General features: G+C 53.6%; 12 protein-coding genes and 1 pseudogene. 8 read left to right on the top strand and 5 right to left on the bottom strand.

Annotation, left to right across the window (positions count from 1 at the left end):
• Nucleotides 1-23: 23 nt before the first annotated feature.
• Nucleotides 24-326 carry a hypothetical protein gene (locus KNP76_RS06195; protein WP_034805333.1) on the bottom strand — a complete coding sequence of 101 codons (303 nt, stop codon included), beginning with the start codon at nucleotides 324-326 and terminating at the stop codon, nucleotides 24-26.
• A gap of 132 nt (nucleotides 327-458) precedes the next feature.
• Nucleotides 459-1,394 (bottom strand): DMT family transporter, encoded by a 936-nt coding sequence (locus KNP76_RS06190; RefSeq protein WP_214843552.1) that lies wholly within the window; start codon nucleotides 1,392-1,394, stop codon nucleotides 459-461.
• Between the two features lie 198 nt (nucleotides 1,395-1,592).
• Here KNP76_RS06190 and KNP76_RS06185 point away from each other — a divergent pair, with 198 nt between their 5' ends.
• The 4 genes from KNP76_RS06185 to KNP76_RS06170 all read left to right on the top strand — a co-directional run bounded on the left by KNP76_RS06185 (nucleotide 1,593) and on the right by KNP76_RS06170 (nucleotide 6,060).
• Entirely contained in the window at nucleotides 1,593-3,500 is a 1,908-nt protein-coding gene (locus KNP76_RS06185; protein ID WP_211779901.1) for a heavy metal translocating P-type ATPase, read from the top strand.
• 117 nt (nucleotides 3,501-3,617) lie between these two features.
• Complete coding sequence (locus KNP76_RS06180; protein ID WP_034805330.1) at nucleotides 3,618-4,544, top strand: carbohydrate kinase family protein; 927 nt, start codon at nucleotides 3,618-3,620, stop codon at nucleotides 4,542-4,544.
• 66 nt (nucleotides 4,545-4,610) lie between these two features.
• Entirely contained in the window at nucleotides 4,611-5,045 is a 435-nt protein-coding gene (locus KNP76_RS06175; protein WP_034815823.1) for an NUDIX domain-containing protein, read from the top strand.
• A gap of 67 nt (nucleotides 5,046-5,112) precedes the next feature.
• A complete protein-coding gene (locus KNP76_RS06170; RefSeq protein ID WP_214843550.1) occupies nucleotides 5,113-6,060 on the top strand; it encodes a YihY/virulence factor BrkB family protein in 948 nt (315 codons plus the stop codon).
• A 110-nt stretch (nucleotides 6,061-6,170) separates the two neighbouring features.
• Here the strand turns inward: KNP76_RS06170 and KNP76_RS06165 are convergent.
• The 3 genes and pseudogenes from KNP76_RS06165 to KNP76_RS06155 form a co-directional block, all read right to left on the bottom strand.
• Nucleotides 6,171-6,845: pseudogene (locus KNP76_RS06165) on the bottom strand (transposase); the annotation flags it as partial.
• Nucleotides 6,846-7,119: 274 nt separating this feature from the next.
• Nucleotides 7,120-7,671: a beta-class carbonic anhydrase gene (locus tag KNP76_RS06160; protein WP_024371624.1), complete on the bottom strand. Its 552-nt coding sequence runs from the start codon at nucleotides 7,669-7,671 to the stop codon at nucleotides 7,120-7,122.
• Nucleotides 7,672-7,689: 18 nt separating this feature from the next.
• Nucleotides 7,690-8,589 (bottom strand): 1,4-dihydroxy-2-naphthoate polyprenyltransferase, encoded by a 900-nt coding sequence (locus KNP76_RS06155; protein WP_214843548.1) that lies wholly within the window; start codon nucleotides 8,587-8,589, stop codon nucleotides 7,690-7,692.
• Nucleotides 8,590-8,737: 148 nt separating this feature from the next.
• Here KNP76_RS06155 and KNP76_RS06150 point away from each other — a divergent pair, with 148 nt between their 5' ends.
• From KNP76_RS06150 to menB, 4 genes are read left to right on the top strand one after another with little or no spacing between them, the layout of a single operon-like run.
• Nucleotides 8,738-10,123 carry an isochorismate synthase gene (locus KNP76_RS06150; protein WP_034815762.1) on the top strand — a complete coding sequence of 462 codons (1,386 nt, stop codon included), beginning with the start codon at nucleotides 8,738-8,740 and terminating at the stop codon, nucleotides 10,121-10,123.
• Entirely contained in the window at nucleotides 10,120-11,769 is a 1,650-nt protein-coding gene (menD, locus tag KNP76_RS06145) for a 2-succinyl-5-enolpyruvyl-6-hydroxy-3-cyclohexene-1-carboxylic-acid synthase (RefSeq protein WP_214843540.1), read from the top strand. The genes KNP76_RS06150 and menD overlap by 4 nt, the downstream gene beginning before the upstream one ends.
• Nucleotides 11,766-12,587, top strand: coding sequence for an alpha/beta fold hydrolase (locus tag KNP76_RS06140; protein ID WP_235193359.1), 822 nt, complete (start codon nucleotides 11,766-11,768; stop codon nucleotides 12,585-12,587). Before menD ends, KNP76_RS06140 begins: the two co-directional genes overlap by 4 nt.
• Entirely contained in the window at nucleotides 12,547-13,371 is an 825-nt protein-coding gene (menB, locus tag KNP76_RS06135; RefSeq protein WP_034803849.1) for a 1,4-dihydroxy-2-naphthoyl-CoA synthase, read from the top strand. Before KNP76_RS06140 ends, menB begins: the two co-directional genes overlap by 41 nt.
• The last annotated feature ends 39 nt before the right edge of the window (nucleotides 13,372-13,410 follow it).

Genomic DNA, 13,410 nt, shown 5'->3' with positions numbered 1-13,410 from the left:
GCCGGAGCCCCATCCCTTTTCGTTTATTCTCTCGCCGGACCGACGCGGACGTCATTTCGCTCGAACGCCTGAATGAACACTTCATCGAGCGCGTACGGTTCTGTCTCAAGTGTGGCCAACACGTCCGACTTGAGCGTCACCTCGATGACCCGGTCGTTAATTTGCCATTTCGTCTGAATGTCGTCGCCTTGTCGCACGGCACGCGCATCCACTTGGTCATGGTGCTCTTTTAACCCCCGACTCACGCACTTCATCACGTACTTGACGTACTCATCACGCGGTTGCCGCGAGACGAGTATATTGCGGACAATCTGGTTTCTCGTCACGTTCTTTCCTCCTTCCTTTATGACACGTTGTACGCAAGTCTTTACGACGAAGACCGACTGTGAACTGAAATAATTCAGAATTTTTAATATATTTTCCCATGAGAACACAATTCCGTCAACCGCGCCTCAATCTCATTTGCGCACAGACTGTTTACGACCTTGGAAGTAAGTCGATAAATAAATCCCCGCGACGACGAACAACAGCCCGACGAGTGCATTCCACGGAATCGTCTCTCCGAGTAAAACACCCGATAAGATGACCCCGAATAAGGGAACAAAGAACATATAGAGTGACACGCGGCTGACCGGATTATATTTCATCAGCGTGTTCCATAAGGTGAACCCGACCGCAGATAACAGTGCCAAGTATAAGAGGAATAACAGCGTTTTCCCGGTGTATGGCAAGAACACACCACCTGGGTCCAGTACCAGGCCAACGGTGAGCAGGCCGAGCGATCCGAACACCATCGCCCAAGCCGTCATCGGCGCGACGTCGTGGCTACGGGAGTAATCTTTTGCGATCAAGTTGCCGAACGCCCCCGAGACCATCGCCAAAATGAGCAACACTTCCCCGACCCCAAACCCGATCTCTGAACTCGCGGACGGCCAGTTGGCGATGACGATGCCGGAAAAGCCGAGTGTGAGGGCGATTCCTTTCAACCGATTCAACCGGTCGTCCTCGTACCGAAAATGCGCAAGCGCCATTTGGAAGAAGGATGTCGAACCTGCGATAATCGAACCTTGCACGCCCGTCGACAGCGACAGTCCGACGTAGAAAAATAAATATTGTAAAAATGTCAGAAACGCACCGAGGTGCGCATACGCCTTCACGCGTTCGACCGTCAAATGAATCGGTCGCTTGAAGACGGTACGGCTAATCAATAAAAGTAAGACACCCGCAAGCAAAAACCGTTCTCCAGCAAAAATGAGTTGCTGACCATATTCGTCCGGACTGATTTCAAGCGCTTCATAGCTTAGTTTGATAAACGGGAACGCACTCCCCCATAAGAACGTGTTCAATAAAGCGAACAACGTGACGGTCCAAGGCCGTTGAAACAAGTTGGGCATGTCACCAAATCTCCTTAATCTTTTAGTTTGTGAGTTGTTCTCTTCCATGATAAAATAACCTTACATGATAATCATTATAAATAAGGATAATCGATTAAAATCAATAAAAACCCTCATTTTAAGGGTTTGGATAATGATAATCATCCTCATTCATTATCATTTAAGTGATATACATTATCAATTAGAAAGAGGTGCTTCATGAACACATCAACCGCTACACACGAAAAAAGCCACGTCTTCAAACGGGCAAGTTGGTTCGAGCATATCGAGCTCATCATGGCGCTCTTCAGCGGTGTATTGATTGTACTCGCTTATCTCGCTGAAAAACAAGTTGGAACGCCGTGGATTTATGTCACTTTGTATTTGTCTGCCTTCTTGATTGGGGGGTACGCCAAGGCGAAAGAAGGATTGACCGACACGTGGGAGACGCGGTCGCTGAACGTCGAGCTGTTGATGATCATCGCGGCGATCGGCGCCGCCTCGATTGGCTATTGGATGGAAGGTGCCATCCTCATTTTCATTTTCGCCTTATCGGGTGCCCTCGAGACGTATACGATGAACAAGAACGAGCGTGCCCTCGAGTCGCTCATGGAACTGCAACCTGAACAAGCGACCCGATTTAACGACGAGGGCGGGTTAGACGTCGTGCATATCGACGAACTGTCGGTCGGGGACCGGATTTACGTCCGCCCTGGGGAACGAATCCCGGTCGACGGACGCATCTTGAGCGGTAGCGCATCGATCGAGGAAGCTGCGATCACAGGTGAATCGATTCCAGTCGAGCGCAACGTCGGTGACGACGTGTTCGGTTCGAGTGTGAACTTGAACGGCGTTTTGACGCTCGAAGTCACAAAACTCGCCACGGAGACGTTGTTCCAAAAGATCATTCAAATGGTCCAACAAGCGCAGGAAGAGAAGTCCCCGTCCGCTCAATTCATCGACCGCTACGAAGGACGTTACGTCCAAGTCGTCTTGTTATCGGTTGCGGCCATCATCTTGCTCGGTCCCGTCTTCACGCCTTGGTCGCTCGAGACGAGCATATATCGTGGCATGATTTTGCTCGTCGTCGCCTCCCCTTGTGCGCTCGTCGCAGCGATCACGCCAGCCGCTTTGGCCGCCATCGCCTCGTCCGCCAAACACGGCATCTTGTTTAAAGGCGGCGTCCATATCGAGAACATGGGGCGGCTCAAAGCGATCGCGTTCGATAAAACAGGAACACTTACGATCGGAAAACCCGAAGTCCAGCACGTTCTGCTTCACCCGGACGTCACACAACATGACGTCTTCCGGATCGTCAGTTTGATTGAAGAGCATTCGATGCACCCGCTCGCCGAAGCGCTCGTTGCCTACACGGGAAAACATACCGGCACGATGGAACAGTTCAAAGACGTCACCGGTTCAGGCATCGAGGCGATGATTGACGGCGTCACGTACCGGGTCGGCAAACAAAAATTCGCGGACGCGAGCGGCGACTTTTTCCTTGATCAAGTCGAACGATTGAAAGAAGCCGGCCATACGCTCGTCTTCATCAGTGACGAAACCCGAACCCTCGGGGCTTTCGCCTTGCGTGACACGCTACGTCCAGAAGCGAAGCAAGCGATCGAGCGCTTGAACCGTCTCGGTATCGCCACGATCATGATCACCGGCGACAATGAGGCGACCGGGCGGGCCATCGCGACAGAAGCTGGTTTGACCCGTTATATCGCCGAGTGCCTCCCGGATGAGAAGGTCGAACAAATCAAGTTGTTGAAGGCGGAGTATGGGTCGATCGGCATGATCGGTGACGGCATTAACGACGCCCCCGCTCTCGCCACAGCCGACGTCGGCATCGCGATGGGCGAAGGGACAGACGCCGCTCTTGAGACGGCTGATGTCGTCCTCATGAAAAACGACCTCGTCCGCCTCAGTTCAGCCATCGAGCAGTCGCGCAAACTGAATCGAATCGTCCTTCAAAACGTGATCTTCGCTCTCGGCGTCATCCTCGTCTTGATTGCGACGAACATCTTTGAACTGCTCGTCATGCCGTTCGCCGTCGTCGGACACGAAGGGTCGACCATCCTCGTCATATTGAACGGTCTCCGTCTGCTCAGCTCATCGTGGGACTGACAAATTTCGACACGTCACGAAACCGTCATTGAAAGCAAATGCCGATTTCGCTATAATGGAAACAATGTGTCTAACAGACCGAAACAATAGGTAGATTGACTAAAGGTGGTACAAGGTATGAATACGATTGCAGTAATCGGCAAAGTGTTTGTCGACATAAAAGGAACGTCGTTCGCCCCGCTCCATAAAGATGCGAAAAACGTCGGAGATATCGCCTTTTCAAACGGTGGCACCGGACGCAACGTCGCTCAGAACTTAGGTGTGCTCGGTAACGATGTTCGGTTCGTCTCGACCGTGACGAACGATCAAATCGGAATCGGTGTCCTCGAAGAACTCCGCAGTTTGAACGTCAATGTCGAACACGTCGACTTGCTCGAAGACAACGGTATGGGTATGTGGCTCGCGGTCATGGACAATAACGGTGACCTCCAGACGTCAATCTCTAAACAACCTGATGAGGCGATGTTGGAACAATGCATCCTCCGTCGCATCGATACCGTGTTCGCCGAGAGCGCGGCTGTCGCCATCGACCTCGACTTATCGGTCAACGTCTTGAACGAGACGATTGAATTGTGCCGCGAGATGAAGCTCCCGCTATACGGTGTATGCGGCCATCTCTCGGTCATCGAACGCAACCGTCACTTGCTCCAAGGGTTCACGGGCTTCATCTGTAGCCGCGAAGAAGCCGAGATTCTCTCGGATATGTCCATCGTCACGGTTGACGATGCCCTTCGCGTCGCCGAGGTGCTCGCCATGAAAGGCGCGCCGCTCACGATTGTCACGATGAGCGAGCTCGGCGCCGTCTACGTCGACCTTCGTACGAACGAACAAGGTCACGTGCCGACGACGAAAGTGAAAGTTGCCGACTCCACAGGCGCCGGGGATTCCTTCTTCTCTGCCGTTATTTCCGAGCTCATGAAAGAGCATTCGATTGAAGATGCACTTCGTCTCGGCATGCGTGTCGCCGGGAAAGTCATCGGCTCTCATGACAACGGACTGACGCCTGAGATGTATGCTTCACTTGAACAACCAACACGTGACTGAGCTAACGCATCGACCGCCGTGTCGATGCGTTTTGTTCTCGGTTTTAAGAAAGGAATGATTGAATTCATGAGAACGAAACAACGGAGCGCCATCATTCTCGTCAATGAACAAGATGAGATCGCCCTCATTCGTCGCGAAAAAGCTGACGTCCTTTATTATGTCTTCCCGGGCGGAGGTGTCGAATTTGGCCATACGACCGAAGAAACGGCGATACGCGAAGCGCACGAGGAACTCGGCGTACACGTCGAACTTGAAGGCGTCGCCGCCCATGTCGCATTCAACGGTGAATTGAACCCCTACTACTGGGCCCGCGTCACCGGTGGCGAATTCGGGACCGGGACGGGCGAAGAGTTTCAAGCCGAACAGACGGAAGGATCCTACACACCGATGTGGATCAAACGGAGTGCACTCAGCCACCTTCCCGTCCGTCCGCCCTCGCTCGCAGAATTGCTTAGTCAGTCTTCAGAGCGCTTTTACGACAAAACATTGGCCGAAGATTGAATTTATAGTGTAACCTCCTCACAAATCGGGAAGATAGTTTCTAACGATAACGTTCAGGAGGCATGTTATGGACACGAAAGAAGTGAAAGAAAAAAAGAATTGGCTCGCGTTCGGAAAAGAATTATTGCGCCGATTTAAAGATCATAACGTCCAAGACTTTGGTGCGACGCTCGCTTTTTTTTGGTTTTTATCTATTTTCCCAGGAATCATCTTCATTCTGGCGCTGCTGTCGTTCTTTGACATCACACAGGCGTCATTCCAAGAGCAGTTGAACAACTTGGCCCCAGGCGCGGCCGCGACCGAGTTCCTATCGGGCATCTTTGAAGCGCTCGGGGAACCGCGTGGCGGACTGCTCTCCATCGGTGCGATTTTAGCGATTTGGTCGGCCTCGAAAGGGGTCGAGCGGCTCATCAACATGGCGATTCACGCCTACGGGGAAGACAACGAACGAAATTTCTTTGTCAGTAAAGGCATCGCCCTCGGATTGACGTTCTTACTCGGTGTTGGCGTATTGCTCCTCATCGTCTCGAACGTGTTCGGGTCGCAGATCATCTCGTTCCTTATGGAATTCCTTCCGATTTCCGGGGCCGAGGTCATCTTAATCAATATTTTTCGTTACGCGCTGACGACGGTCATCTTGATTTTGACGCTGTCGATTTTCTATAAAATCGCACCCCAGCAACACGTCTTTTGGAAGAGCACGATTCCAGGCGCCATTTTCGGGGTCATCACGTGGCAACTCGTCTCGCTCGGGTTTAGTCTATACGTGTCGAACTTCGGAAACTACGATTCGACGTACGGTTCGCTCGGCGGAATTATCGTGACACTATTATGGCTTCAATTGACCGGTATGATCATCTTGATCGGCTCCGAGATCAACGCCACGTGGATGCGATTCTTCAAGTCCCCAAGCGAACAAGAATATGAACGTGATTTCAAGAAGAACAAGAAAGCGAAGAAAAAAGGCGAAACAGAAGACGATTATAAAGATATCCCAATCAATACGTACGGATAAGAAAGAGGCTGGGACATAACTAGCCAGTTCTAAAGTATTTCAATCAAAAAGAGGGGTCCGGTCACCGATTTTCGGTGACCGGACCCCTTCTTTGTACTTCAGGCGACAACGGTGGCGATGAACTTCCGCAGGTTCACCGCCATGAGCGCGAAGCCGAGCTCGCGTCTCACGCGCTGTTTTCCCCTGACGGAGAAGCGGGTGAAACCCAAATTGGCCTTCAGATATCCAAAAACTGGTTCCACGTCCGTCTTGCGTCTGGCGTAGAGGGCACCCGTTTTCTCATCCGAAAGCAGCGTTCTCGTCATATGCTTTTGTTCTTCCCAGGCCACGTTCACACCGACCTGGCGGTGGCTCCCTTCCTCGGCCTTTGTGCACAGGTCGCGGAACGGACACCCGCCGCAGTCCTCGCTCAGATACATGCGGGACTCGCGGACGAACCCGTCCCTGTCGGTCTTACGGGATTCGCGGCTGAACGGGAGCCGTCTCCCGTCCGGGCAGGTGAACGCATCGGACTCCCTGTCGTACGCCCAGTTCGAGATGTTGAACGGGTTCTCGCGCCACTTCTTCTTCTGTTCCTTCCGGTACATCGTGTACGGGATCAAGGGAACGCGCCCCCGGCGCTCGAGGATGTCCGTGTAGTTCGGCTGGCTCCCATATCCCGCATCGGCGACGATGTAGGCGGGTAACTCGAGGAACGTTTCGACCTCGTCGAGGAACGGGGCCAACGTCCTCATGTCGGTCGGGTTCGGAAAGACGTCATACGCCAGCGTGTACTGGCCCGAGGTCGTGGACGGCGAAGGCGATGTCGTTCTCCGGGAGCCGAACTTCTAAATCTAGAGGCAAAACCAACTGGTTCATGGTATACTCTTTGTACATAGGGGCACCTCCAAAGTTATGGTTTGGTCACTTTAACTTTATCAGAGGTCGCCCCTATCTGTTTATATCGAAATGTGCGTACGAACCCATAAAAAGGAGAAGAGGCCACCTGGCGCGAACGAGTCGCGCCAGGTGGCCTCTTTCTTATAAATCTACTGAGTTATGTCCCAGCCTCTTTCTTATTCACACCTCGACGACGTCGAGTCGCCCCGTTCCCGGGTCGATGACAAATCCATGGACGTTCGTTTCCGGTGGCAAGAGCGGATGATTCTTAATCAAGCTGACCGAGTTCATGACGTTCGCCTCGACCGAATCGAATCCGTGCAACCACTTCTCCAAATCCATCCCGGACGCTTTGAGTGTTTGAAGCGTCTGAGGGTCAATCCCCCGCCGCTCCATCTCAGCAATGACCGCGTTCGGATCAATGGCGGCCATCCCGCAGTCATAGTGTCCGACGACGATCACTTCCTCCGCTCCGAGCGCATATAAAGCGACGAGAATCGAACGCATGACCGAACCGAACGGATGCGATAAGACGGCTCCTGCATTTTTAATAATTTTGGCGTCCCCGTTTTTGAGCCCGAGCGCCTGCGGCAACAAAGCTGTCAATCGTGTGTCCATACACGTCAAAATGACGATTTTTTTATCTGGAAACTTATCGGATACGAACTGCTCGTACTGTTTTTCCGTCACGAATCGTTCATTGAACGCCAACATTTCTTTGACGACTGACATTTTCCCCACTCCTTTACGTTATGTGATCACGCGGGCGACCATCAGACCGATGACCATCCACGCCCCGAACAATGTGTTCACCTTCGCCGTCATCGCCATCGCCGGCATCAATTCAACCGGGTCACGTTTCACCCAGAACCGCTTCACAGCGCGGACCATGAGTGGAATCGTGAACAGTGACAGCAATACCCATGGCGTAACACCATACACGAACACACCGACGAGAATTCCGACTAAAGCTGCCACGAAAAATCCTGCCAATACGAGCACAGCTCGGCGATGCCCGACGAGACATGCGATCGTCCGTCGACCGTTCTCTTTATCGTTATCTAAGTCCCGGATGTTGTTGGCGAGTAAAATCGCACCGATCAACAACGCCATCGGGAACGAAACGATGAGCAACTCTGTCGTCACCATCCCGATTTGGATGTAACCCGAAATACCGATGATCACGTAGCCCATGAACAAACCGGCCACGAGTTCTCCGAACGGGGTATAGGCAATCGGTAGCGGCCCGCCCGTATATAAATAACCGACGACCATCGATAGCGCCCCGATCCATAATAGATGCCAGCTTGTCGACGCGGCGATATACAAACCGAGCGCGGCGGCAACACCGTACATCCCAAGGGCGATGGTGAGCACTTGCCCCGGCGTGAAGCCATCCCGGACAATCGAGCCACCGATTCCAATCGATCCTTCATGGTCCAGACCACGTTTATAGTCATAGTATTCGTTAAATAAGTTCGTTGCGATTTGAATCAAGACGGACGCGATGAGCATTGCTAAAAACAATCCCCATTTTAACTCGACTTGACCGACGACGATAAACGTCCCGAGCAACACCGGAATAAAGCTTGCCGTCAACGTATGCGGCCGAATCATGCGCCAGTATGCGCCTTTTTCTCTCTGTTTCATCTCTTCCCCTCCCTTCGTTAGTTTACGTCTACGTAAAAAAATCTGTCAATGCCCGCCGTTTCCTCGAGCATTTGACAGGCGGGTCAGCAGCCAAGTCATGATACACTAAAAGATGAGAATTCTATCGGATTGAGGAGGCTTTTCGTTCATGCCAGATACTCAAACACATATTAAACAACGAATCGAACAGGCCCATAAACGTGCCCGCGCTTGGCAACGTCCTGTCCTTGCGTCTTACACGTGGGAAATCCCTTCGTTCGATGCGTTTCATATCATTCAAAACACGGAAACGTCCCATTATTATTTCACTTCCGCTGACCGTTCCCTCGAGATGCTCGGCTGTGCCGACGCCCTCGTTCTAACAGCGTCAGGTGCGGAGCGCTTTCAGCGACTACAGTACGACTGGAGCTTGCATCGCCGAGACGTCGACGCGATTTTATACGCGTTCTCGGGCTTTTCATTCGATACGTTCGTTCGGCCTCAAAAGAACATGTGGGAAGCGTTTGGGGAAGCTTCTCTCGTCGTGCCGAAATTTTTATATCGCCGGCTCGGCGATACGCACACGCTGACCGTGTCGACGCTCGTATCGGCAAAACAATCGGTCGAACAGTACTTGATTCAACTGGCAGACCAGTTGGCCCAGTTTAGCTCGCTCCAGACGCCAGACAGCCCGTCCCCTACGTATACGCAAGTGAAGAATGGGGTCGATCATTTTAAGTCGAGCTTCCAACAAGCCAAACAAGCGATCAAGGAAGAAAAAGTTGAAAAGATTGTCATCGCCCGAGAAGAGATTTACCAGACGTCCGATGAAGCGTTTCCGTTTGCCGAGACGTTACGTCATCTCGAAGCGCAACAGCTCGGAAGCTACATCTTCTTATATCAACCGAAACGAGAAATGGGCTTCTTCGGCGCTACGCCAGAGCGATTAGTGAAAAAAGAGGGACCGTATATCGAGACGGCCGCCATCGCCGGGACGACGAAACGTCCACTCTCAGAAGACGAAGCCGAGGCGGCGAAAGCGCACTTGCTTCACGATCAGAAAAACCTTGAAGAGCATGATATCGTCGTCAAATCGATTAAACACGCACTCGCACCTTATTCGGCGACCATTAAAGCGCCTGAGTCACCTCGCATATTACAGACCCGCTCCGTCTACCACCTGCATACGCCGATTCAAGCGACACTCGATACGAACGCCTCGCTCTTATCGATTATCGAGTCGCTCCATCCGACGCCTGCCCTTGGCGGATACCCGAAACGGACATCCGTCAGGCTGCTTCGTGACATCGAGCGATTCGACCGCGGTTGGTACGGATCCCCGTTCGGATGGCTCAGTACCGAGGGCGAAGGCGAGTTTGTCGTTTCTATTCGTTCGGCGCTCGTCCATCACCAATTTGTCGCGATGTATGCAGGCTGTGGAATCGTCCAAGAGTCTGAGCTCGAATCAGAATTAGCAGAGACCGAGATGAAACTGAGCCCAATCAAAGAAGCGCTCGGATTAAATCGCGTCACACCAGGAGGCAGTCCATCATGAACGACACATTAACGGGATGGGTCGCCCATATGGTGAACCGGCTCGTCGAACAAGGCGTCACGGACGTCGTCATCAGTCCCGGCTCTCGTTCGACGCCGCTCGCCATGGCCGCCTATCTCCATCCAGAAATCCGGCATCACATCGTCGTGGACGAACGTTCGGCCGCCTACTTCGCGCTCGGTTTGACCCGCTCGGGTGAAACGATTCGACCGGTCGCACTCGTCTGCACGAGCGGAACGGCCGCGACGAACTATTTCTCCGCCGTCGCCGAGGCGATGATTGCGCAATTGCCGCTCGTCGTGTTGACGACCGATCGACCGCACGAGTTGCGAAACGTCGGTGCACCGCAAGCCATCGATCAAGTTCGTCTCTACGGGGAACACGTCAAAGCGAGTGTCGACTTGCCGGTACCAGACGATGCCGCGCTTTCCTACATGGGTCAGACGATGAGCCGGCTCGTCCGGCTCGCCACCGCGGCGCCGCTCGGACCGGTTCACGTGAACGTCCCGTTCCGTGAACCGCTCGTACCGGACATCGACCAGTTGAAGGCGCGCTTTTGTTCGACACGTTCACCGAGCGAGCCGACTTACGTCCGTCCAACACCCCAAGATATATCACGGTTCATTGAATACGCCCACGTCGAACGGCTCGCCTTCGTCGTCGGACCTGGTACACCTGACGACTGGTTAGCAGCCATTCACGAGACGGCATCCGTCCATCGTATTCCGATTTTCGCAGATCCGCTCAGTGGAATGCGACGCTTCGAGAACGTATGTGTCAACTATGATACGTGGCTCGCGAGCGAGCATCGGGATGAATGGCTTCCCGATACGACCATCCGTTTCGGGGCCGCCCCGGTATCGAAGCGATTGAATCAATGGCTCGGAAGCACGACACAAGTCGTCATCGAACAACTTGGCTCGTTCCGCGACCCTTCTAGTATGGCGACCGTCGTCTACGGGGATGCCCGGGACTATTTGCGGGAAATCGACAGCACGTATGACGAGGTGTACCATGCGCGCCTCGAGTCGTTCGAACGGGTGACAGAGGCCGCGAAAGGTGGGCTGACAGGAGAGAGCGCATTGACACGCCACCTGCTCCAAACATCAATCGAGCGCTTATTCGTCAGCAACAGCATGCCGATTCGTGATGTCGACACGACGCTAAGCGCCGGTCGACGCATCAACGTCCTCGCCAATCGCGGTGCGAATGGGATTGACGGGATTTTATCGAGTGCACTCGGCGCTTGCTATGACACGGAACACGCCGCCCTGCTCGTCGGCGACTTGGCGTTTTATCACGACAGTAACGCGTTACAGTTGTTGAAGACGCACCCGGGGACGTTCTCGGTCGTCGTTGTCAACAACAATGGCGGCGGCATCTTCTCGTTCTTGCCACAAGCATCCATCGAGCCGCAACTATTCGAAGACTTGTTCGGCACCCCGCTCGAGTTGAATATCCATGGATTCGCCGACACCTACGGACTGAGCTATCGTCTCGTCGAAGATCCAGAAGCCGTGCAAGAAGCCATCGAAGCGGGGGTCCAATTGATCGAGTTCCCGTCTGACCGGGCCGCGAACGTCACCGCCCATCGCGAATGGACAGCTTTACTCTGCGACCGGTTGACGTTGGAGAACGGGACGTGATTCGTCGAATCCGAGATGTCGATTATGAACTGTTCGACCACGGGAGCGGACGGCCCGTGCTCCTCTTGCATGGGTTTACCGGGCGAGGGGATTGGTTCGACCGCTTCCCCGACCTGTCTGTACGCCTCGTCTCCCCGTCGCTCCTCGGACACGGCGGGACGAGCCATCGCGATGTCAATCGGATGCGGATGAGTCAGCAAGTCCGGGACTTGTCTAACCTGCTCGACCTCGACGATCGACCGTGGACGGTCATCGGCTACTCACTCGGTGGTCGAATCGGTATGACGTTAGCCGCATGTGACGACCGGGTCGAGCATTTCATCGGGATTAGCACGACCCCGGGACTCGAATCCGCAATCGAACGGCGTGAGCGTAGAGCACAAGACGCAGAGCTCGCCGCTTTCCTCGAGCAACGTGGCATCGAGGCGTTCGTCGACCGGTGGGAACGGCTCCCGCTTTGGCATCAGACCGACGAGATGCGCGCGACGCTTCGTCTGGAGCGGCTCGCCCAACGTCCCGAGGCGCTAGCGGATAGCCTCCGTGCCATCGGGAGCGGCAGCATGCCATCTATCTGGCCGATGCTCGACCGTTTGCCGCGTACCGATTTGATTGTCGGAGGACGCGACGTCAAATTCAAAGATATCGCGAGACGGATGCAAGCACGACAACCACATATTCAACTATACGAAATTCCTGACGCCGGCCATGCTCCACATATCGAGAATGCCCAACAATTTGGTACAATGATAGAGAAATTGATTTTAGGGGGAAATGAGAATGGAATCAGTAGCAAACTGGACATCGGTCCGAACGTATGAAGATATTAAATACGAGAAATGGAACGGGATCGCCAAAATCACGATCAACCGCCCGGAAGTGCGGAACGCTTTCCGTCCACTAACGGTAAACGAATTGATTGACGCGTTCGCCCGCGCCCGTGACGACAAGGAAGTCGGCGTCATCATCTTGACAGGCGAAGGCGAAAAAGCATTCTGTTCAGGCGGCGACCAAAAGGTTCGTGGCCACGGTGGATACGTCGGTGACGATGAAATCCCACGTTTGAACGTCCTCGACCTTCAACGCTTGATTCGCGTCATCCCGAAACCGGTCATCGCGATGGTCGCCGGTTTCGCCATCGGCGGCGGACACGTCTTGCACGTCGTCTGTGACTTGACGATTGCCGCGGATAACGCACGTTTCGGTCAAACCGGACCAAAAGTCGGTTCGTTCGACGCTGGATACGGCTCAGGCTATTTGGCGCGCATCATCGGCCATAAGAAAGCCCGTGAGATTTGGTACTTGTGCCGTCAGTACGACGCACAAGAAGCACTCGACATGGGACTCGTCAACACGGTCGTCCCACTCGAGCAACTTGAAGCCGAAACGATTCAATGGTGCCAAGAGATTTTGCAACACTCACCGACTGCACTCCGTTTCTTGAAAGCCGCGATGAACGCGGACACGGACGGCCTCGCAGGTCTTCAACAGCTCGCAGGGGATGCGACGCTCCTTTATTACACGACAGACGAAGCAAAAGAAGGACGCGACGCGTTCAAAGAAAAACGCGACCCGGACTTCGGTCAGTTCCCGCGTTTCCCTTAATCTGTACGAGAGTAGCGACTTCGCTACTCTTTTTTTGGA

It is taken from the genome of Exiguobacterium sp. s150 (assembly GCF_018618435.1).
Lineage (GTDB): Bacteria > Bacillota > Bacilli > Exiguobacteriales > Exiguobacteriaceae > Exiguobacterium > Exiguobacterium alkaliphilum.
This window is presented reverse-complemented; position numbering and strand designations above follow the sequence as displayed.